Genomic DNA, 22,845 nt, shown 5'->3' on the forward strand with positions numbered 1-22,845 from the left:
CTCTTCAGAAAGGTGATTTTTGGCTGGCATAAGTGGCTGATACTAAATTAATTATTTAATCTCTTATTATACAATCTAGCTGCCTAACAGCTTAAAACTCCCAATTGTGCCTCTAGGCTGGTTTCACCCCGAACTTCTTTTTTAATTACTTCTTGGAGTTCGCTGGCGACTTCATAGCGCAAAGCATCGGAGATAATCACAAATACTTTTTCACGATCGCTCCGTTCTAAAATTGGGAATACGTGCCTACCAAAAAATCTAGTTTGCGATGCTATGCCTTCTAATTCCCAACTTAAAGGCAGGGGAGAAGAGGCAGGGGGGCAGGGGAGATGGGGGGCAGGGCGGAGGATTTTCCCTTTTTCTCCCTTGCCTTCTTCGCTAAGGGCATCAGACCAGGCTTCTCCTAGACTATCCAGGAACCATTGGGTGTATAAATTTTCTACGTCGTCAATTAAACCTTTGAGGATATCTCCTTGGGCATCATCGCTCTTGACGATAAAGTGGCGGTAAGCTTGGTCAAAGGAGTGTAAATCGCTGGCGTAGGCTTTGAAGAGAAGTGGGGCTGGCTGGCGGAATCCTTCTGGATACTGTTGCTTAAATTCCAACAGAGCGATCGCAGCTTCTAATGCTTGATAAATCTTCTCATACTGGGGGAACCAAATCAGCGTATGACGTGCCTGTAACCAAGTTCGCCAGGGTGTCAATTCCGTTATTTGTTGCCCCATTTGCATTTGCAGGGTTTTAACGCAGGTGCGGATTAATACCTTATCCACTACCTCGAAACTGGCTGCTTCAAATAAAACTTCCGGCTCTAAATTCTCTATAGCATCAAATATATGTAATTGTTCTGCTACCTCACTGCTGAGGATCTTCCAGCCTGGAGAATCCTGCTGATCGCGCATCCACTGGTCGATAAAAGCATAAGCCCGTTGTCCAGGAGTGATGACTTGGTTTGCTAACTGGGGCGGGATGGTACCGTGCAGAGATTTAGCAAAATGGGTGATTAGCAACTGCACGAATAACTTGTTTAAACTGGGGTTTTGCTTAGGAAAGTCCGTGTGTTCTTGGACTACTTCCCAGAAGGCTTCAGGGGAGATAAAACGCTCAATATCAGACCAGAGGACGTTATCCGACTCTAATAAACCGCCCAGCAGCACCCGCCGAATCAGTGTCCCTGCATCCGGTACTTTTAAGCCTGCGAGGACGGAAAGCATAGCCAGGAGTAATCCCCGTTCGTCGCTGTCCGGGGAAATACCCATTGCTTGCAGGGCTTCTATCCGTTTGCGGCTTTTAAAGAATTTCTCATGTTCTCGGATGACAATTTCGAGGCGGCGCGATCGCAATCCTAAATCTGCATAGATGAGGGCTGCGGGGTCAGCAGAGAAGGTTAAACCGCTTTTTTGGATATCCAAGAGCCAGTTTTCTTGGGGCGCAGGTTCGGCAAAGGGGGCGTACAGTAGAAAAGTTTGATTGGGTTGCTCGACCAGCAGGTGATATTTGACGGTAAAGGCTGTATCAGCGAGTTGGAGTTTTTCTACGCCTTCGAGTTGAAGTTCATTGAAGCTGCTGGTAAATTGTTGTTCGGGGTCGTACCAAAACACCACCCTCCGTCCTGGGTGCAACCAACGGGCTGAATCTTGGAAGAGGGTTTCTAGGGTGTTTTGGATACGAGTGGTGTTCATGCTAGGCAGGGTGAGTGATGAGAAAGTGTATTTTAGAATCCAATTTCCACCCAATATGGCACACACTTTATAATTAAACTATTACTCGAATAGTTCCACCATGCCAGCCAAAGACATATATCATGATGAAGTCAAGAACGCATTGATAAAAGACGGTTGGACTATTACGGCTGATCCTTACTTTATCAAATATGAAGATGCTGAACTCTACGCCGACTTAGCAGCCGAAAAACCAATTGCCGCAGAACGCCAGGGACAGAAAATTGTTGTAGAAATCAAGAGTTTTCTGGGCAAATCATTAATGTATGATTTTCACAGTGCATTATGACAATACATTGTCTATCGAAACCTTATTCAACTTACTGAGCCAGAATATACACTTTATTTAGCTATTGATGATGTTGTTTATTATAAGTTTTTTCAACGAAAATCTGTACAAGCAGTCATTAATCAAAATCAACTTCTATTAATAGTCGTAAATACAGATAAAGAGGAGATTCAGCAATGGATAAGATAGAAAAATACCGCAATGCTATTAAGAAGATACTTATTGAATATTATGAAATGACTAATGCTGAAATTGCAAAATCTGGAGAAGTGGAAGCAAGCGATCGCTTGGCTTTTGATGAAGAAAGAGATCAATATATTTGGTTTCGGTTTGGCTGGGATGGCAAAAAGCAGATACAGCATATTATCATGTATTTCTGCATTAAGAACGGCAAAATTTGGGTGGAAGAAGATGCAACTAATTTATGCGTTGTTGATGATTTGTTATCAGCCGGGATACCCCAAACTGATATTGTTTTAGGCTTCCATCATCCTAGTAAAAGAGGTTTCACAGAATTTGCTACAGCGTGAGGAGGCAGGGTAAATGACTATGATTTATTGTTAATTACGAATTATTTCAACAGTTCCCTTTTCCACTGCGAGGCTTTTTCTAAGTCAGCAATTTTTAAATCTGCACCTTCGTAAACTAAACCTTTGAAGCGCGTGTAGTTGTACGCTACACCATCGTCAAGATCAAGATTAATTCGCGCATCGGCTTGGGTTTGCAGCTTGGCTTGGTAATCTCGCAGTTCTAGCTGTTGGGCTTGCAGTTCTTTCAGGCGGTTTGTGGCAGCTTTTTTGGCGGCGCTAGAATTGGTATTATCTAGCTGTTGTTGCACCCTGGCAATTTCTCCATCTAGTTTGACTTGCAATTCCAAAACATAATCGGTGCGGATACGAGCAAGAGCATCTTCGCTGTAACGGTGTAAATATAGTAATGCGCCAAAAGCTCGTTTTTTTCCACTAGTAAACAGCCAGTAAATGGGGCGTTTTTTATAAATTTGAATGTGGTCAGAAATGAATTCTTGCAGAAAGTAGCGACGGATGCGTTCTTGGGCGCTTTCGCCGTTTTTGAGGGTAAGGGCGTTGGCGATGAAGTTGAGGTTTTCGGTAAGGGTTTCGGGACTGTAGGCGACGCGCAGAAATTCTATAAAGCGGGTAACGATATCATTATCAAAGTATGCTTGGTCTGTGATGGGAATAATTGCATCACTGCTGGCGCTTAAAGTTTGGTGTAGGGTGGGGTCAAATGGTTGTCCGGCGTGGATGAGTCCGGGTTTGTCGAGGGAGTAGCGCCCCATAATACAGCCGACGGCGTAGGAGATGAGGGAATGGATATCTTTGTTTAAGTCGGCGCGGCGGATGGTGATTTGGTCGTCGGGTACTTCTGGAGTGAGTTCGTCTTGTAATTCGTAAGCGTCTATCCAGTAGCGGTTATTTTCTTCTTCGAGTTGTTGGAGTTCGCGGAAGGCGGTTTCTGATTTGCTTTGCCAAATGGTGAAGGCTTCGCTGAGGTGTTTGGTGTTGTGGCGTAATAGGGGGTGGGTTTGGAAGTCCCAGGAGGTTTCAAAGTTGTCCCAGTCTTGGCGAGAGATAGCAACTGCTTGTTTTGCAAGTTTGTTTATATGGGTACTTTCCGTTAATTCAATAAGAGGTAGATTTCCAATGTCCCCAATGTTAAAAGTCAATGTGGGATTAAGAACTGTTAAAAATTCATAAACTAATATCGAGTTAAGATAGGCAAGTAATTCTACTTTTTTACAGAAGATAGAAGGGCCACGATTACCATAAACAAAACCATAGTCCTGTAAACGAAATGAAGGAAAGCCGCTAGTAACATCTCCCCAAGTTATTCCTGGATTAAAAAAATATTGCGCGTTCACAATTCTACCACCAACTTGTTTGGCTGGATTAGTGGCAATGTAATCCTTTATATCTTTGCCATCTTTTTTCCAATTAACCAAATATTCATTATTTCCATACCATCTTCTAAATCCTCCACCTTTATTAAAAGGAAACCATTTTTCATTTGATTCTTTTGCTTTGATAGAATTATTACATTTTAGAATAATATTATCTAAACTAACTTCAAACCATCTTCTTAAAAATTGCTCATTATCTGTAGTAGACATACCAGCTTTAGGAGAAAAATATTCTTTTAAAGAATTTAACTGAAAAGCTTGTATACCTTTTTCACTTACCCAATAAGCGATCGCACTTCCCGGAATCTTTGCAAAATCCTTTGTCGCAGCATAAAAAAGACCTGTTCCTCCAGGTGATTTTAAATTACGCATATTCTGTGCAGGGAATACTTTTGGTTTTTCTATATCTTGTTCTAAATCATCTATTTCAAACCACGTATACACACCTTGAAGATCAGGGTTGTATTCTTTACGCACAATGAAGGCAGAAGTACCAAAGGCAATTTTCATCACATTGTTATCCATGTGAAGTAACGTCACAATGGAGTAATTATTTAAGATGTGTTTTCTCAATTCCTCATAGCTACTTAAAAACATCCATGATTGCATGACTACCATTGATGTCATTCCTTGACTGATAGCCATATTAGTGAAACGTTCTATACAAGCCGCAAATAAATCACCCTTTCCACGCTCATAATTATTATTGATAAACTTTTTAACACCATCGTTAAATGACTTTCCACCCATATAAGGCGGATTCGCCACCACAACCCAATATTTCTTCCTCAACAATTCCGCCTGTAATAACAACCCACGCAAAGCCGGAATATACTCCCGAAATAGCGAATTACTCGCTTCTAAATTATTTAATTGCCATTTCAACTTCTCACTATCAAAAGGTGGTGGCGTAATCAAACTTCCCAAATTCTCTGCATCCTTAAAAGCCTCAATTAACGGTTGCCAATCTTCAGCATTCAATTCTGTAGCTGGTGGTAAAGTTTGACTATGAGTCGGACGCACCGCCGTAATATTCAAAGCCAGAGATTTCCGCGAAATCCGCGAATTCTTTGCCCGCGCTTTCATCAATACCGCAAAACTTGCCAACTGCGCTGCACGTTCATCAATATCTAAACCATACAAATTGTGCGTCAAAATCAGCGCCGGAATATCGCGCTCTAAATAACCTTGCTCTTTGTAAATTTCAAATAGCAAATCAAACGCATACACCAAAATATGACCGCTACCACAAGCAGGGTCTATCACAGTTAACTCTTGAGGCGTTAAAGACTTGTGTTGAGCGAAGTCGAAACACCTCTCCCCCTGCCCCTCCCCGACGCGGGGAGGGGAGCAAGAATTTTCTTCTCTTGTCCCCTCGCCTTGCAGGAGAGGGTTAGGGAGAGGTTCTTGATTTTCCAAATAGTAGGGCATATATTCCCGCAACCGTGATTCCGGGTGAGACTCTAACCACAACCGCCCCAAACTGTTCTCCACCATATACCGAACGATCCAGTGGGGGGTAAACAATTGCGTTGCTGCGGGAATATCTGCGGCTGCAACCTTCGACTTTGCCCCAATTACCTCATCCTTGCGTTCCGAAATGTAGAACTGATACAGCCAACCCACTACTTCAATATTCTGCCAGTCCTCCTCTGGAATCTCCTTTACCAGCCGCCGTACAATTGAATCTTGATTTAACAAATTTCCAGGCAAAAACAGCGCTTGGTAATTCTGGCGAGGGTCAAACAGTGCCGGAATTCCCTCTGCCAAAGCTTTACACTGAGCTAACAGCAGACGGCGGTAGAGAAACTCATCGGGATTAGGATCATGATTGGCAAAACTGCGCCACTGATTGAGAGTATCGAAGTCAAGTCCAGGTAAATCTCCCATTTCGGCAATAGAACTAGCATCCCGTAACAAATCAGGGTCTACCAAATTGGAATCGCTACTACTCAACACCCGCCCGATATATCCATTCACCTCCATAAACCGCAACGCCGCCAAACGGTTAAACCAGGTGTAGGCAATTTCATCTATCAGCGCATCTACCGCCTGGGGTTGGCTGGAAGTTAGCGTTAAATCTTGCAGATGATTTCGCAGTTGTTCATACTGGTTTGCTTCTATTGCATTCAAAGTTTGACCTGCCACTAACAACCCACCTGTAACAGCTTGGGATTGTATGATGCTTTTGTCAGTAATCCCATACTGGGCGGCACGGGCTTTTACTTGTTCCCGTAAGTAGCGACGCGCCCAAATTGCGAAGTTTTTAATAGCGGTGCGGTTCATTGAGGTGATAGAGAATTGGTAATTTTCCACATCAACCACCCCACAATCAATTTTGGGGAGGTTAGTCCAAGTCAGTTTTAACGGACTAACACCTTGATAACCACCGCGTTTTAACTGAGTTTTATTCTATTTGCCAGGATTTAAGTTGATTTCCTACTATTTTTACTACTATAAAGTAAGAAAAATATAATTACCTTTTGGTAATACCATGCCATCTGAAAAACTATCCATTTCCTTACCAGCATCTTTGATGCAGTTTATTGAGAATTACAAAGTGACAAAGGGGTGTAAATCTCGCTCCCAAGTCATTGAGTTAGCACTAGAATTACTGCGCTATCAGGAATTAGAGCAAGCTTACCGCCAAGCTTCGGCTGAAGTTGACCCAGATTGGGATTTGACAGTAGGGGATGGGTTAACAGATGAAACGTGGTGAGGCAGCGCGTTGCGGGGGTTCCCCCCGTTGTAGCGACTGCCGAATCCGTAAGGGTGAAATTTATTATGCTAATCTCAGTCCAGTAGTGGGGTCAGAAATGGATAAACGCCGACCTGTATTGATTGTCAGCAATGATGCTAATAACAGTGCGGCTAGTACAGTGACAATTTTACCGATTACCTCTAACGTCAGTCGTGTTTATCCTTTTGAGGTTTTATTGAATCCAGAGGAGAGTGGTTTATCTAAGCCTTCTAAGGTACAAGCGCAGCAGGTACGCACGATTTCAAAGCAGCGCATCTTAGGAGATGGGGTAGGTTGTTTGAATCAGGATTTGATGCAATTAGTTGATGCTGCTCTCAAGTTGCATTTAGGCTTAGGGTAGACAAAATAGGAGAGCCGCCGCGCTAGATTTATTCAAGACGGATGCGATGATTTTGGTGAATCTTATCCAGTAGAGTATTCCGCAAAGCCTCCAAATAAATATCAACATCTTGTGGTGTTTCTAGTAGCGACTTAGTTGCAACTCTTGCTACCTGCACGGATACGATGGATTTGACACAGGTTGCTTGGCCATAACTGCCGTTTTTTGATTGACGCTCGATGATTTGATTGGCTTGTTGATCTACTTTTTGCAGCAATTGTGGGAGGATGTTTTCTAGTTCACTTTGACGTGCGATCGCAGAATCGATACTTGTTACTTGGTTAACTGAGGTGACAACTTTATCGATATCTTGAGTAATGTTACTGAGGTCTAGCTGTGCAGAAATGTCTTGGTGAGCAGAAGTCACATACTCAGCTAATTTCTCCCGCATTGCCTTGCTTTTACTCTCCACCTGATAAATTTGAGTTTTTAGCGCTTCCTGCACCTTATCTTTAACAGGTAGGAGTAAAATTGCTAATTCTGGAATCTTTGCAGTGGGGTCAGACATCGCCAAAATTTGCTTAACTAAATCCACCCGCTTAAGCAAATCTGGGTCACTAATATGGCGTAGTTCTGGTTCTAAAGTTTTCAGATCATTATGAGTTTGCTGGAACAGCTTAATTTGTGTGCTGAAGAAGGATTGTAGCTTTTGCACATCTTCGATAAATTCTTCTATATCATCCCGTCGCTGACGAAATGTGTCGAAAAACTTAGCCGCACTGTCCTTGCTTAACAATTCAGCCAGCAAATCTAAGTTAGTACGCAGTAATTCAGCAAAGGGAAGCCCACCTTCTGCTTGAATTAACCAACCTTCTAGTTCTTGAGAGCGTTTTGTGAGGGCATTTTTGTATTGTTCAAATAGCAACTGTGGATCGCTAGACATATTGCCATTGAGTAAGTCGCTGGCCATATCTTTGGCAATCTTCAAGTTTGCTGGGTTAATTTCATCGGTAAGGCGGACGGTATATTTATCTATTTCTTTGCGCGATCGCAACTGCATCACTAAACCTTTATCATGCAGATTAACGTTGCCTTGAGCGTGTCGCAGTTCTATTACACCCTTGTTAGCAAGTTCCGCCATCACCCCCAAAGTGTCGAATTCCGACCAACCATAGGGACGGACTGCAAATTTATCTATCAATGCTTTAATGCTGACAAGGCGGCGAAGGCGGGTTTCTTCCATTAACCAAGCTCGCATTTCACTATGAGCAGCCACATTAACAGGCTGTCCGTTAGTATCTTGTTCTTGACTCTCACGAGTTAGGGCATTGCTTATCTGATCTTCGTTTTCAAAACTACTAGCCACGTAACCGAGCTTTTGATATACATTGCCTACTAAATAGCTCAAACCTTCATTCAACAAGCTTTTAGTGTCTCGACTGCGAATTTCTAACTTGCTACCACAGGCAAATACATCAGCACGAGTAATCAAATCCTCTAGGATAACTTTCAATTCCTGACGGCGTTTGCTATTCTCGTCTCCCCGTGCAATTAAAATTCTCTGGATACTAGGACTGAGGTTGCTGCTATTTTTCAGACGCAAGTATTCGTCTGTTTTGATTAGAATATTTAGATCATCCAGTAGACGCTGGTTATCAGGCAATCGCACCAAGACTTCATAACGAGATCCCGTAGTACCAATGCAGAAAGCATCATCCTGCATAGCAGCGTAACTTTCGGCATAAGGGGTAACAATATGCAGGGTCAGGTCGTTAGTTTGCTGCCCAAAAGTTTGTTCATCCAGCTTGCGGTTAAATGGATACTTATGACGCTGGCTGTATCGCAGTTCCTTGTCAGTAAAAATTGAATCCCAGACAAGCTGTTGCAATTCTTTGAGAACTTTGATTGAATCAACTTGAGTATTTTTGATTTCTCTGCCAATATCCTGCTCCTCATGGGTCAAGAAAATATATTCATCGCCATTACGCTGGATAAGAGTTTGACGTTCCAACCGCCCCAAAGCTGCTTCTACCTGCTGCCGCAAAGCTAGTTTATCCTGGTCAATATTACTTAGACTAAGAGTAGTTAAGTTATCCAAATTAGCACGAATTTCTTTCAGGTACTTGACCATGAATAGGGTCTTCAACAGGTCAATGTCAAAAGAATGTAGTTGCGGATTCCGACCTGCCTGAATAATAACTTGGTTGATCGAACTATCCAAAAAGCCTTCTACTGCCATGTAAAAGGTGTGGAACGGAACCAGTACACCAAGAGATTCTCCGGCTACCGCTTGAGATGCAACCTGAAAAGCATCCAAAAGCGATCGCTCTCCTGATGCTAGGTGCTTGCCAGCAGAACCCATGAGGCGAATTTGAGTAAAAACCTTTTGTAACAGATTAAACTGATAGGGAATAAAGGGATAGGCGGTAAAAAAATCTTGAGGATTGCCATATCCCGGCATATCGGCACTGTCCTGAGTAAAGGCAATTTGGTTTCTCAGAATAGCAATCTTCTGGCTATACAAAGCTTCCAACCCAGCCCGCGCTGCATCAGTTTTGCCCAACAAGCGTAACTTAATTACCTCATCGGTATTAGCAGAAGACAAATTCAGTGGGCGATAAAAACGACCAATAATCTTAGAAAAGTCCTCGCCTTTAATCTTGTTTTTGGTAATCTCATCCATTGCCTCTTGGGATGTCACCACCACCCAAGCTTTTCCCAAACAGTAAGTACCCAAATCTTCCACAACAGTCTGTAGGTTCAGCATCAGTTTGCTGTCTTCACCGATATACTGTCCTACCTCATCCACCATAAAAATTAGGCGATGTTGCGGCCCTTTACTATCCAGATACTGCTTTACCATGCCAGCAAACTTTTCTGGACTCAGAGTATAATTTTGTTCGCCGAAATCCAGTAAGCGGTTAGCCGCTTCTGCACTCATACCCGTGCTAGTTTGTAAAGCACTAGCGATCGCATCTTGATGAAAACCCCAAGCATCTCGGTTTTCCTTCCATTCCAAGCCACTCTCTGCCAAGAAAGCTTGTTGAAAAGCTGCATATTTACCTTGGCGATCTAGTTGACGTTCAAACTCAGCAATGGGAAGAACCGTCCCAAAGTACCCCAAATGCTCGTCAAAGACCTTTTGAAAGACTTTGGTAATGCTTTCTTTATGGTTTTTATTATTGGCATCAGCTTTGGAGTCAATATTGAATAAAATCACATCGCAAGAACTATGTGCCGCCTGTGCTATCAAGGCTTGCAACATCGGATCAGGTATGCGTTTTTCATCAAAATAATCCAAGGCACGGCTAGTTTCCAGTTGATGATTAGCCAATAGGTATGACAGAATCTTCAAAAAGTGAGATTTTCCTGAGCCAAAAAATCCAGAAATCCATATGCCCATCTTATCAGTAGGATTGCTTAGGGCATTAGTATAGCGTTCAAAAAATGTCCGAAAGTGCCTATCCAGTTCGTTGGTAACGACATACTCTTCCAATTCTTGACGAATATTCTCGTCGTCCTTCTGCCCAACTTTAATAACGCCATTGATATTACGGTGAATGTCCTTTTGGAAGAGTTCGGCGATATTCATAAGTGGTGTTGTTGGTGGGGAATCAGAGGGAAGGCCCGATAGTAGTTGTCATCCTTAAAGGTGTCGAATAGGCGTAGTTCATGCCCATCGTAAGAACCAGGGAAAAACATCACTAGGGGGATTTTGTCAAGTACTGGGTGTAGGTTGTTGAGAATACTGTGCGATCGTAAAAGAGGCCAGCTAGCACCAACTCCAGTCATGATTACAAGCTGTTCATCACCCCTAAGTTTTTTTTGGATGTAGGCAATAACTTGGTCAGGCCGGACAAGAGGCGCAACGGTCTTAGCCAGGGCAGCATTTCCTTTAGTTGCTTCCAACTCAAAAGTTTTTTTGAGTACCCCTCGTTCTGACAAGATGTCGAGAATAGTCTTGTAAAGGTCGATTTCCAGCAAAATAAGCTGGGTGGGTGAACTCGTCAATTGCGGCTTCAGGCGGTCAACGTAGCGCTGTACCAGTGGTTCATATTCAGCGTCATAATCAAAAATATAAAAGCCAATTTCGTTACCAATGCCACGGTTACTCAACAGGCGTGCATCTTGCAGCTTTGGTAGCAGTGCATCAAGGCGCTGATTAATGGTCAATGTGGGCATGACTTCCGCATTAACCCGCAGCTAGATTGGCTGTATTAAAGTGCTTATTTATATACAAAGTAAAATATATCCTCAATATTTTTTATTAAGGATAATCGTTAAATGGCTACAAGCTGTATGTAAATTTACGGCTTTTGTTAGGCAATTAATAAATTGTATTTTTCTAGATGTCAACAGGCTTGATCTGCTGTTGTTGAGTTTTCAGAGAGGTCTAGGCTTTTTCAGATTCTGGGTAAAGCATAATGTTACTGAATCCCAAGTATTCTTATGCGGTGTAATAGTACTTAATATTATTCGCTAAAGCGTTTGAGGTTTTGGTGTAAGACTTCGTGAATGCGATCGCTCCAAAAAGGAATTACAGTCTGCCCTTGACAAAGAGCTTCTAGCGCTGCCTCTTTATCAAATTCTGCTAATGTTAAATACTTTTGCTGAGAGGCGTTAGATATCAGCATCAGTCGCCTCATCTTTTTCTTAGACACAAATTCCTCAAACAGCCAAGGCTCCTTATCTTGCAACATAGCCAAAGCTTCCCGGCAAACTTCAAAGCTTAAGCCAACAGACAATAAATAATGCATCACAGTTAGCGTCAACAGGTCAGCTACGGAGTAGTAAACATTACGTCCTTTACCTGTGGTATTCACAGTTGGTATAACAACACCTTTATCTCGCCAATACTGTAATTGACGACGGGAACAATTAGTAATTTCAGCAGCTTCTGTGCTTGTGTAGAATTTTTCTTCCATAGAAATCATCCTACAGAAGCAATTTTTTAAATTTAAATTTTTTAAGAATACATAGTGTATTTATATGATATTTTATTTTTATGAGTCAGATTACTATCCATTGCCGTCTTATTGCAAGTGAATCAGTCCGCCAAAAACTGTGGAAATTGATGGCAACTTTAAACACACCCTTAATTAATGAACTAGTCGAACAACTTGGTAAACACCCAGACTTCGAGAATTGGCGACAACAAGGTAAGCTCCCAACAACTGTTGTTAGTCAACTGTGCCAACCTCTCAAGACTGACCCTCGCTTTGTAGGTCAACCTAGCCGTTTATATATGTCGGCGATTCATATTGTGGACTACATCTACAAGTCTTGGCTGGCAATACAAAAACGTCTACAGCAACAGCTAGACGGCAAAATGCGCTGGCTAGAAATGCTCAACAGTGATGTTGAACTTGTGGAAACTAGCGGTTCTAGTATGGAGGCTATTCGTACCAAAGCCTCTGAAATTTTGGCAAAAGCTATGCCAACATCTGACTCAGATAGCTCTCAACCCAAAAGAAAAAAGGGCAAGAAGGCTAAAAAATCCTCGTCATCTAGTTCTGACCGCAGTTTATCCAATAAATTATTTGAAGTTTACCAGGAGACAGAAGACATCCTTAGTCGCAGCGCCATCAGCTACTTATTGAAAAATGGCTGCAAACTTAGCGATAAAGAAGAAGATTCAGAAAAATTTGCTAAACGTCGTCGTCAAGTTGAAATCCAAATTCAAAGGCTTACCGAAAAGTTAATAAGTCGGATGCCTAAAGGTCGAGATTTGACCAATGGTAAATGGTTAGAGACACTCTTCACTGCTACAACCACCTTTCCTGAAGATAACGCCGAAGCCAAGCGCTGGCAGGATATTCTATTAACTCGACCAAGTTCTCTTCCATTCCCCCTTGTTTTTGAAACGAACGAGGATATGGTTTGGTCAAAGAATCAAAAAGGTAGGCTGTGTGTTCACTTCAATGGATTGAGCGATCTTAGCTTTGAGGTATACTGCGACAATCGCCAACTTCACTGGTTTCAACGTTTCCTAGAAGATCAACAAACTAAACGCCAAAGTAAAAGCCAGTATTCTAGTGGCTTATTCACTCTCAGAAATGGTCATCTAGTTTGGCAAGAAGGAGAGGGTAAGGGCGAACCTTGGAACCTTAACCGATTGAACCTCTACTGCTGTGTTGACAATCGCCTATGGACTGCTGACGGAACAGAACAGGTTCGCCAAGAGAAAGCAGAAGAAATTAGCAAACTCATCACGAAGATGAAAGAAAAAAGTGACCTAAAGGATACACAAAAAGCTTTTATTCAACGTAAAGAATCAACGCTTAATCGAATGAATAATAGCTTTGAGCGTCCTAGTCAACCCCTTTACCAAGGTCAATCACACATTTTGGTTGGAGTAAGCCTGGGACTAGAAAAACCTGCCACCGTGGCTGTAGTAGATGCGATCGCTGACAAAGTCCTGGTTTACCGGAGTATTCGCCAGCTACTTAGTGACAATTACGAACTCCTGAATCGCCAGAGACGACAACAGCGCTCGCTATCCCACAAACGCCATAAAGCACAAAAACATTCTTCTGACAATCAATTTGGAACATCTGAATTAGGGCAGTATGTAGATAGATTGTTGGCTAAAGAAATTGTAGCGATGCCTTCGGCGAGCTTCGCTAACGCACAAACCTATAAAGCTGGCAGCATCGTTTTGCCTAAGCTAGGGGATATGCGAGAGATTCTCCAAAGTGAAATTCAAGCCATAGCCGAACAAAAATTTCCTGGCTACGTTGAAGGTCAGCAAAAATACGCCAAACAATACCGGGTTAATGTTCACAAGTGGAGCTATGGCAGATTAATACAGAGTATTCAAAGTAAAGCTACCCAGGCAGGAATTGTGATTGAAGAGGGAAAACCACCTGTTAGAGGTAGCCCTCATGAACAAGCAAAGGAATTAGCACTTTCTGCTTACCATGATCGGCTAGCTAGGCGAAGTTGACAAATATCTGAACCTTGACAATAGAATATTAATAGCGCCGCAATTCATGCTGCTTGCAGCCTCTGAACCCGCATCTGATCTATTTTTAGCTTTTATGGATTTTGTGGCAACAACCCTCCAGGTACTGGGTGGGTTGAAAGAAGGAATAAGAAAAGAGGGGTAAGGGGGACTGGGTGGCAACAACCCTCCAGGTACTGGGTGGGTTGAAAGTTGTCATAAAAAGCTTGTAGCTAATTACTTGTTTCATGTGGCAACAACCCTCCAGGTACTGGGTGGGTTGAAAGTTGTTGCTTGCCAGTCAACTGTAGCACCGACAAGTGGCAACAACCCTCCAGGTACTGGGTGGGTTGAAAGGAGACGAAGGCAGAGGATAGAAGGTAGAGGGAGCGTGGCAACAACCCTCCAGGTACTGGGTGGGTTAAAAGTATGGCAAATCTCCAATTCATTAAATTTGAGGTAGGTGGCAACAACCCTCCAGGTACTGGGTGGGTTGAAAGTTGCGCTAGGAGCATTGCCAGTGGAATTTCTGCTACCGTGGCAACAACCCTCCAGGTACTGGGTGGGTTGAAAGATTTTGAATCTCAAGCGCTTAGTAAGTGTGGGGCTGTGGCAACAACCCTCCAGGTACTGGGTGGGTTGAAAGTACACGCGCAGTTCCAACTAAATAAATTGAAAGCGTGACAACAACCCTCCAGGTACTGGGTGGATTGAAAGCCAAATCTGAAACTATTACGCACGCAAAAATGTTGTAATAACCCGCCAGGTACTATGTGGGTTATCATAATTTTTACTAGGGAGGGTTGAAAGAGAGCGCTACGTTGACATTATCGCTATAGTCTCTGTAAATAAATGACATTAATCTGTCACTGGTACTTAAACGACATCAATTTGTCCCGACGACAGTTAATTAGTCTAAACGACATTAATCTGTCACCGATGACAAATAATTAGTCACTGTACAATAACAAATGGACGTAACTGGATTCGAACCAGTGACCTCTACGATGTCAACGTAGCGCTCTAACCAACTGAGCTATACGTCCTTAACTACACAGTTATCAATATTAGCATATATTTTTTTGATAAAGCAAGATAAAAGACCAAATCAGGGGAACTCTATCAATCCCTAAGTAATCTAACGCAGATGATGTGAAATATTTGTTCGATTTGTAAAAAAGGTTGTATTACTTGCTACAAATTAAACAAATAAGTCAAATCTTCTTTCCTTTTACCTCCAGCAAGACTGCCTGATTTCTTGCAAGCGTCTTTAAGTTTCTCGAATCCAAAATGCCAATCCTCCTCCACGACCGCGAGCTGCAATAAAATCTTCTGTCACTAAAAAGAAGCCAAAGAAGGGTAGTTTAGCTATAGGTTGGTTGTAAAAATCTTCTATTTGAACTTTACCAGCACGGATTGCTCTGTTGTAAATAAAACGACCAAACAAACTGATAATCATCTGGTTAAAATCAAAGGCCAATAAATTATTCTTACCGAAATATTGCACTGGGCCTGTGAGCTTTAGTGAAACTGGATTAAACTCAACTTGATTAGTAATTTCGCCTCTGTCTGAATCCTGTTCTAAAATGGCATTAAAGGAAACATGGATTGCTATAAACTTGGGTACATAGAAACCGTTACCTAATACAATTCCCCCGCTATCTTTATTTTTCTTAGTGCCAGTGACAAAGCAAAGTTGCCATTTACCGAGAAGAAACTCAAACGGATAAGTCAATCGTTGCTGCTTGGCAGTTTTTTCTGCTTGTAGCAACGCCTTTACTAATATTTCAGCACTAGGGCGTATGCGTTGTGGTTGTCGATACGTAAGCGCAGCTTGGGATAGCACGCTAACAAAGTCAAATGTCGCTGTAGGTGTTAAATTAGCCCTCATAAAGCCACTCTGGATTTAACTATTTCTTTGATTTTGTGATATATTGTAGCGTTCATCTACAATAAAACATATATTTCATTTGTAGTATTTTCTAGAAGTATGTCGCTAGATTGAATCCCCGCAGAGTAAATTGTAATAATGCACATGGGAAAACAGCGCCCGATCGCCTGTACATTACTAACGCCTGCTAGAAGGTAATGGGCATAGTGCAGTAAGGGGTGAAAACTCTTGCAGGGTGGGAAGCAGGGAAAAAATACTTGTGCGAATTCCTAGTGACTTATTCACCGGGGGAGGTATTTTGATTACGAATTAAATAGGATTTAATTTCACCCAGTTCTAACCTATTTTCACGTACCATTTCTTCAAGTTCATTAAATCCAAAAGTCATAGCTTCAGACATTTGCTTGTAATTGTTCAAGAGATGATTAAAATCACGCTTTTCATTTACATCTTCAGTTGCAAGTAATACAGATCGGTGAATGTCTTTCTCTTGGTCAAGCTTTAACTTGGTGAACCACCAGGCAACCCAACCTGATAAAACACCTATAAAAGCTAATATAAAACTAGCCAAGCTTGGATCAAATTTCATAACTTTAACTTTCAATAGATATTAAAGTTATGAAATTTGTAGGTTGATAAAGCTAATCCAAGGCTCCATCTGAAAACGCAATTTATAACTATGACTAACAGAATTTAGTCTGACAATAGTTGATTTATTCAAAGCAATCAAAAACTTGGTTTGAAACTCTGCTTTGCCAATAAGTGGAATTTCAAAAAACTGATAAAGATATCCAGCTTTGTACCAGGTATCTTTACAGTCATTGCAAATAGTTTTGATAACTAGATGCGTAGTAGAAAAACTTTGATTTAGCTCGGTGGAAGTTGAGTTTAAATACAAAGTTGTTTTTAAAGTCCAATTTCTACCAGGAACCATTAAATAAGAACTCGCTTTTTAGGAATGTAAATTTTGTCAATATCTTTACCGTAAATCTTTTTAGATTTACCATCTTTTAGAGCGGTTCCAACATTTGCCGGATCGCAAACAACTAACAAACTACCACCACCCTTAACCTTAACTTTCAAGTGAATGTAACCATAGCCTTGAGCAAGTTTGAGTCCTTGCTCTTTCTTAGCGTCATCACTGTCAATATCTTCTAGTCCCAGTACGTCTTTCAAATCCTTGTATTTGTCAATTGGTGCGACAAATTCATGTTTGGTGGATTTTACACGCAAAACGTGGTATTATTTAGCGTTTGGTGGTTGCGCTGCACCTCCAGGCCCGTCAGAGCCAACGGGATTTGGAACATCAACCTCTTTTTGAACCATTTTAAATTACCTATAAAGAAAGTAAGAAAGTAAAAAAATACAAAGTAAAGTTTAGAGATAGGGAGTTACAGTTACCCTGACTTTCCCATCAGATCCAACTGACTTTACATTGTTAGTTTGTTGAAGTTTGGGTATGGTTCGATGTCATTTGTCATCTTTTAGGACTCAAGACGATAGCGACCAAGCCACGCAAATGTACGCTCTACGACCCACCGCCCTTAGTAATACTTTAAACCCATCTGTGCGATGCCTATGGCGGTAAGCTACGCAACGTTTGATAATTTCGAGTCCACAACCAATAAAATATCTCATCCAAGTGATTTGACTTTCTGGAGATATTTTAATTTTGTATTAGCCATCTTTAATGTTTTAACATAGGCTTATATTTTAATAGTTTTCACTCCTAACTTCTAACTTTATTTATATGCCAGAACAACAGTGGACTATAACAGCAACTGAACAACCACCAGAGTGGTTTATCCAAGCAGTAAAACAGTATACACCTGCATCAAGTGGACTGTATGCAGCGCAGTTATTGTGGCAACGAGGTATTAAAGATTGTCAACAATTAACAGCTTTTATCAATCATAAAGCTTATCAACCAGCAAGTCCCTTTGAGTTTGGGCAAGAAATGCATCTGGCGATCGCACGCTTGCGACAAGCATATAATACTAAAGAAAAAATTGCCATTTGGGGAGATTTCGATGCCGATGGCATTACCTCTACATCGGTACTTTGGGATGGATTGGGGCAGTTTTTCGCTCAAAATACTCAGTTAATTTACTATATTCCCAATCGCCTGAAAGAATCCCACGGACTTAATAATCAAGGCATTGATAATTTAGCAAAACAAGGTTGCAAATTAATAGTTACTTGCGATACGGGTAGCACAAACATTGAAGAAATTATCTATGCTAAACAGTTAGGCATAGATGTAATAGTTACAGACCATCACACCTTACCAGCCGAACGCCCACCCGTAGCAGCGATTATCAATCCGCGTTATTTACCAAAGGAGCATCAATTATTTAATCTTTCTGGGGTGGCGGTAGCTTATAAATTGGTAGAAGCACTATATCAAAGCCTGTCCAATGTTGCCAAATATCCCTTAGAAGATTTATTAGATTTAGTTGCAGTTGGATTAATTGCCGACTTAGTGCAGTTAAGTGGAGATTGCCGCTATTTGGCACAGATGGGAATTCAACGATTGCAAGAAGATTTTAAACAGCCAGCAGCAGCGCGGCGGCGACCAGGTGTAGGACGATTATTAGAATTATGCCAGAAAAGTGGCGATCGTCCCACAGATATTTCTTTTGGTTTGGGGCCAAGAATTAACGCCGTTAGTCGCATCCAAGGTGATGCAAGTTTTTGCGTGGAATTATTAACTAGTCGGGATGTCAAACGTTGTAACGAACTAGCCGAAGTTACAGAACTCGCCAACGCCCGCCGCAAATCTTTACAAAAAGATGTGCAAGCACAAGTAGCGCAAAAACTTACTCAATTAGACTTATCAACCACCAGCGTTATTGTCATAGAAGATGCCCAATGGCCTGCGGGTGTATTGGGTTTAGTCGCCGGACAGGTAGCACAAGAAACTGGTCGCCCGACGATTTTGTTGAGTACAGAAGGACTAGGGACTGAGGAGGAATTTTCCCAATCCCCAATCCCTAATCCCCAATCCCTAGCCCGTGGTTCCGCCCGTTCGGTGAATTCTGTCGATTTATACCAATTGGTGAAAGACCAAGCACATTTATTACATCGCTTTGGCGGACATCCCTTTGCTGCGGGTTTGAGTTTGTTGGTGGAGAACATTCCTTTATTTACAGCCGCGATTAATCAGCAGTTGCGGCAATCTTTAGGTAGTACAACTCTAACGCCAACCGTGCAAGCAGACTTGACGGTAACAGTTGCAGACTTGGGGAAAGAGTTATTTTTGGAACTGAAACTGCTAGAACCTTGTGGAATGGGTAATCCTGTTCCGAAATTGCTAATTCAAAATTGCTGGTTTGAAAATTCTTGGCATCGCAATCAGCAGGATTGGCAAGGGAAAAAGGTACAGTACATTAAAACTGAGTTTGATATTCGGGATGATTCCACTAGAAGCGCTTTTCCTGGCTTATGGTGGGGACACTATAAAGATGAATTGCCCATAGGAAGATGTGATTGCATAGCAGAACTAGACTACAACACCTTCAAAAAACGGTATGAGATCAGATTAATTGCCGTGCGTTCTTCTGTTAACTCAGCACTCAACACTCAACAGTGGCTAAACGCCCCGCGATCGCTAACACCATTTATTCTAGACTTACGGAATCAGGAACACTCAGCACTCAGCACTCAGCCTTCAGCACTAATTATTGAAGATTGTCCCACAAATTGGGATGATTTACGTATATGGTTGCGGCGATGTTTGGCGACAAGCCGCTCTACATCTGGGCTTGACAATCAGCAACAATTAGCGATCGCTTGGTCTAAACCTAACCACCAACCACCCAATCAAATTTGGCTGACTCTTGTCGGAATTGCCAAATATCTCAGCCGCACAAATCAACTAGTTACCCGTGGACAACTTTTAGAGAAAATCGGCATCAGCGACCAAACCTTACTTGTCGGCATCAAAGCTTTAAAATACTTAGGGTTCACAGTTCAACGACAAGACCGTTCTTTACAAATTACCTGGCATCCAAGCGATAGTGCCGAAAACCTTGCTGATGAAGCAGTTGCAAGATTTTTAGCTGCTGTCCGCGAAGAACAATTTCAGCAACAGTATTTTGCGGAAGTTCCTTTATCTACGATTGTGGCGATCGCCAGCTACGACAGTAAATAATTGAAAGGGTTTATGGCGTTTGCTACATGATACAAAATAGGGGTTTTCAACCAAGTCCCATCTTGTATAGTGCGATCGCGATCGCACTAAATTACAGCAGTTTGCAAGTATAGAAATTACCTAGCTGAACCCTGAAGTTACAGAACTGTCCCAGAAGGCTGTTGCACCTTATTGTTAATAGTTTTTGTTTCTAGAAAACTTTCTCGACCTGTAATTAATCTAGAGCGGCGATTACGAGTGATATAATTCCACCCCCACTGAATCGCTACTACTATTTTAGTGTCAAACTCGATTAAGAAGTAGATGTGAACTATTAGCCAAAAGAGCCAAGCAATAAAACCTTTGAGTTTGATTATACCTAAATCTACAACAGCTAAATTTTGCCCAATCATCGCCAAAGTACCCACGTCATTGTAACGAAATTGTGGCAAAGTCTCACCTTTAAGCCTGCGTTTAATGAGTTTAGCTACATACTCTCCTTGTTGTTTGGCGACAGGTGCAACACCAGGTAAGGGTTTACCATTTTGATGGGAGAAGTTACCTAAATCTCCCACTACAAAAATGTTGTTATAACCCTTAATAGACAAGTCCGGTTCTACAATCACCCGTCCGTCGCGATCGCACTCTATACCTGTGCTTTTTGCTAGGGCTTTCCCCATAGGCGAACCTTGAACACCTGCTGCCCACAATATAGTTTTTGCGGTAATTTCTGTCAATTCATCGCCTTGCTTGAAAGTAACGGTGTTATTTTCAATATTTGTGACTCTGGTGTTAGTGTAGACAGCCACACCCAACTTTTGCAAAGATTCTGCTCCTACTTTTGATAACTCTGGTGCAATGTGTGGCAGGATGCGATCGCCCCCTTGCAATAGTAAAATTCTCGCTTCTGAAGTGTTGATGCTGCGGAAATCTTCTGTGAGAGTTTGGTATGCCAATTCTGCGATCGCTCCCGATAATTCTACACCGGTAGGGCCACCTCCCACAATCACAAAAGTCAACAAAGCACGGCGTTTTTCTGGATCGGTTTCTTTTTCTGCTGCTTCAAATGCTGAAAATATCTGACGACGCATTTCTATGGCATCTTCAACAGTTTTCAAGCCAGGAGCAAATTCTTTCCAGTTATCCTTACCAAAATAGGAATGGTTAACACCTGTGGCGACAATTAATGTGTCATAAGGTATTATTTCATCACCCAGAATAACTTCTTGTGCTTTCGGATCGATATCATTTACCTCTCCCAACAGCACTTTTGTATTCTTGCTTTTGCTGAATACAGATCGCAATGGTGCCGAAATATCAGCAGGTGATAGCGCACCTGTGGCAACTTGATATAAAAGCGGCTGAAATAGGTGAAAGTTACGTTTATCAATGAGAGTAACATTTACATTTGCTTTCTTCAAAGCTTTTGCTGTATACAGTCCACCAAAGCCGCCACCAACGATAACAACCCGATGTGGTGCATTCTTTTCAAGTGAGACTACCATAATCAATATTTCCTTGTGTTAAGAAGTTGTAACTATTCTTAACAAAGATGTAACAGCATTATGATATCAATTGCTGTTTCTTTAGAACAATTGAAAAAATGATGAAAGTAATCAAAGTTAGTTTTTATAGAGGAAGGCAGGAGGTAGAAACTCTTTTTATCTAATGTTGAGTCTTGCATTTTGTACCGCATTTAAAAAGCAAACTACTGTACCTTATGTATTTGGCGAAAACAAGCGTGCCATTCGCCGCTAAACCGTCTTTCACATTCGGGATGCTTTGATCTCAAACGTTGTTTTCCAGCTCGGTGATGCCAGAAAAATGTTCAGCGAGAAAATCTACGAAAGTACTTATTTTGGGTGATAGGTATCGCTGGTTCGTATAGACAGCATAAAGAGATGAGGTTGCCAACGTGTAGTCCAACTTCAGCACCTCCAATCGTTGGCTGGTAAGATCATCTTCAATCAACCACTTTGGCAAAACCGCCAACCCCATACCGGCTAGGGTTGCCTGATACAGCATGATAGTGTTGTTGGAGCGGATCGAGACTGGCAGTTTGACTGTCTGTTGCCCGTTAGAACCCTCAAAGGATATCTCATCGGCAAACTGCGAGTAGTAATAGCTGATGCTTAGATGCTTCGATAGTTCGTTGGGAGTTTTTGGGTAGCCATTTCTTCGCAAATAGTCAGTTGAGCCAACCAACATAAGTTGAATTGGGCAAATGCGTCGCGTGAGCAGTGAAGAACTGGGTTCCTCAGACGTGACACGTAACGCCAAGTCAAATCCTTCTTGCACCAAGTCTACCAACCGATCGTTCAAATTCAAGTCTAGCAAAACGTCTGGATAGCGAGAGCGGTACTTCGCCAAGGCTTTGGTGAATAACGGGTTAGCAAACCAAACTGGGGCACTGATCTTGAGTACGCCACGCGCGACCACGGCTGATTGCCTCACCGTTGCCTCCACCATTTCCAATTTCTCAAGCATTTCCCGGCATTGCTCATAATAGATCCTTCCGACCTCGGTTAGGCTTAAGTGTCGGCTGGTTCGATTCAACAAACGTGCGCCAAGGTTTCGTTCCAAGTGCATCACATGCTTGCTGGTCATGGCTGTGGATAAGTTGAGCCGCTCTGCGGCTGCCACAAAACTTCCCGATTCCACCACCTGAAGCAATACTTTCATGCTTGTTAAGGTGTCCATCGTAGTTCTAAAGTTTCCTAAAAAGAAAGATAGCATCAACAAAATGATACTTGTACAACGATGAGAAATAAATGTAATTTGAGGAAGACCGCAGCATCAAATAGCTAGGCAAGTAAATAGCTATGACTAGACCAACAAAGGGTGATGTTCTATATTTGTTGCTCTTCG

Annotated in this window: 15 protein-coding genes, 1 tRNA gene, 2 pseudogenes and 1 CRISPR repeat array; of the genes and pseudogenes, 6 read left to right on the forward strand and 12 right to left on the reverse strand. The window is 42.0% G+C overall.

Annotated features, from left to right (window positions below):
* Nucleotides 1-83: 83 nt before the first annotated feature.
* A complete protein-coding gene (gene pglZ, locus V7K79_RS07820) occupies nt 84-1,682 on the reverse strand; it encodes a BREX-1 system phosphatase PglZ type A (protein ID WP_335046301.1) in 1,599 nt (532 codons plus the stop codon).
* A gap of 100 nt (nt 1,683-1,782) precedes the next feature.
* Here pglZ and V7K79_RS07825 point away from each other — a divergent pair.
* A pseudogene (locus tag V7K79_RS07825) lies at nt 1,783-2,199 on the forward strand (XisH family protein).
* A complete protein-coding gene (locus tag V7K79_RS07830; protein WP_335046303.1) occupies nt 2,187-2,540 on the forward strand; it encodes a XisI protein in 354 nt (117 codons plus the stop codon). Before V7K79_RS07825 ends, V7K79_RS07830 begins: the two are co-directional and overlap by 13 nt.
* A gap of 41 nt (nt 2,541-2,581) precedes the next feature.
* Here the strand turns inward: V7K79_RS07830 and pglX are convergent, their stop codons facing one another.
* Nucleotides 2,582-6,247, reverse strand: a complete 3,666-nt coding sequence (gene pglX, locus V7K79_RS07835) for a BREX-1 system adenine-specific DNA-methyltransferase PglX (RefSeq protein ID WP_335046305.1) — start codon at nt 6,245-6,247, stop codon at nt 2,582-2,584.
* Nucleotides 6,248-6,425: 178 nt separating this feature from the next.
* On the opposite strand from pglX, the gene V7K79_RS07840 reads away from it, so the two are divergent.
* Together V7K79_RS07840 and V7K79_RS07845 are read left to right on the forward strand one after the other, a co-directional pair.
* Nucleotides 6,426-6,650: a ribbon-helix-helix domain-containing protein gene (locus tag V7K79_RS07840; RefSeq protein ID WP_322729235.1), complete on the forward strand. Its 225-nt coding sequence runs from the start codon at nt 6,426-6,428 to the stop codon at nt 6,648-6,650.
* Nucleotides 6,637-7,032 (forward strand): type II toxin-antitoxin system PemK/MazF family toxin, encoded by a 396-nt coding sequence (locus V7K79_RS07845; protein ID WP_335046308.1) that lies wholly within the window; start codon nt 6,637-6,639, stop codon nt 7,030-7,032. The genes V7K79_RS07840 and V7K79_RS07845 overlap by 14 nt, the downstream gene beginning before the upstream one ends.
* A gap of 28 nt (nt 7,033-7,060) precedes the next feature.
* On the opposite strand, the gene brxC is transcribed toward V7K79_RS07845, so the two are convergent.
* The 3 genes from brxC to V7K79_RS07860 form a co-directional block, all read right to left on the reverse strand.
* Nucleotides 7,061-10,603, reverse strand: a complete 3,543-nt coding sequence (brxC, locus tag V7K79_RS07850) for a BREX system P-loop protein BrxC (protein ID WP_335046310.1) — start codon at nt 10,601-10,603, stop codon at nt 7,061-7,063.
* Entirely contained in the window at nt 10,600-11,193 is a 594-nt protein-coding gene (locus tag V7K79_RS07855) for a DUF1788 domain-containing protein (protein WP_335046312.1), read from the reverse strand. Before V7K79_RS07855 ends, brxC begins: the two co-directional genes overlap by 4 nt.
* A 290-nt stretch (nt 11,194-11,483) precedes the next feature.
* Nucleotides 11,484-11,936 (reverse strand): MerR family transcriptional regulator, encoded by a 453-nt coding sequence (locus tag V7K79_RS07860; RefSeq protein WP_335046315.1) that lies wholly within the window; start codon nt 11,934-11,936, stop codon nt 11,484-11,486.
* Between the two features lie 80 nt (nt 11,937-12,016).
* Between V7K79_RS07860 and cas12k the strand changes: the two genes are divergently transcribed.
* Nucleotides 12,017-13,957, forward strand: coding sequence for a type V CRISPR-associated protein Cas12k (gene cas12k, locus V7K79_RS07865; RefSeq protein ID WP_335046317.1), 1,941 nt, complete (start codon nt 12,017-12,019; stop codon nt 13,955-13,957).
* A gap of 103 nt (nt 13,958-14,060) precedes the next feature.
* Nucleotides 14,061-14,671: direct repeats of the CRISPR family, unit length 37 nt; unit sequence GTGGCAACAACCCTCCAGGTACTGGGTGGGTTGAAAG.
* Between the two features lie 255 nt (nt 14,672-14,926).
* On the opposite strand, the gene V7K79_RS07870 is transcribed toward cas12k, so the two are convergent.
* From V7K79_RS07870 to V7K79_RS07885, 4 genes are all read right to left on the reverse strand, one after another.
* Nucleotides 14,927-15,000, reverse strand: a tRNA-Val gene (locus V7K79_RS07870).
* Nucleotides 15,001-15,224: 224 nt separating this feature from the next.
* On the reverse strand, nt 15,225-15,845 hold the full coding sequence (locus tag V7K79_RS07875; protein WP_335046319.1) for a hypothetical protein: 621 nt from the start codon (nt 15,843-15,845) through the stop codon (nt 15,225-15,227).
* A 277-nt stretch (nt 15,846-16,122) separates the two neighbouring features.
* Nucleotides 16,123-16,434, reverse strand: a complete 312-nt coding sequence (locus tag V7K79_RS07880; RefSeq protein WP_335046321.1) for a hypothetical protein — start codon at nt 16,432-16,434, stop codon at nt 16,123-16,125.
* Nucleotides 16,435-16,778: 344 nt separating this feature from the next.
* Nucleotides 16,779-17,078 carry a hypothetical protein gene (locus V7K79_RS07885; RefSeq protein ID WP_335046323.1) on the reverse strand — a complete coding sequence of 100 codons (300 nt, stop codon included), beginning with the start codon at nt 17,076-17,078 and terminating at the stop codon, nt 16,779-16,781.
* A gap of 517 nt (nt 17,079-17,595) precedes the next feature.
* Here V7K79_RS07885 and recJ point away from each other — a divergent pair.
* The gene (recJ, locus tag V7K79_RS07890; protein ID WP_335046325.1) at nt 17,596-19,998 is read left to right on the forward strand and encodes a single-stranded-DNA-specific exonuclease RecJ; all 2,403 of its coding nucleotides are present in this window, start codon (nt 17,596-17,598) and stop codon (nt 19,996-19,998) included.
* Between the two features lie 137 nt (nt 19,999-20,135).
* Here recJ and V7K79_RS07895 read toward each other — a convergent pair whose 3' ends face one another.
* From V7K79_RS07895 to V7K79_RS29955, 3 genes and pseudogenes are all read right to left on the reverse strand, one after another.
* A complete protein-coding gene (locus V7K79_RS07895) occupies nt 20,136-21,482 on the reverse strand; it encodes an NAD(P)/FAD-dependent oxidoreductase (RefSeq protein ID WP_335046327.1) in 1,347 nt (448 codons plus the stop codon).
* 283 nt (nt 21,483-21,765) lie between these two features.
* Nucleotides 21,766-22,464 carry a substrate binding domain-containing protein gene (locus V7K79_RS07900; protein WP_335046329.1) on the reverse strand — a complete coding sequence of 233 codons (699 nt, stop codon included), beginning with the start codon at nt 22,462-22,464 and terminating at the stop codon, nt 21,766-21,768.
* 36 nt (nt 22,465-22,500) lie between these two features.
* A pseudogene (locus V7K79_RS29955) lies at nt 22,501-22,713 on the reverse strand (LysR family transcriptional regulator); the annotation flags it as partial.
* Nucleotides 22,714-22,845 lie beyond the last annotated feature (132 nt).

Origin of the sequence: Nostoc sp. (genome assembly GCF_036917575.1) — a bacterium.
Taxonomy (GTDB): domain Bacteria; phylum Cyanobacteriota; class Cyanobacteriia; order Cyanobacteriales; family Nostocaceae; genus Nostoc.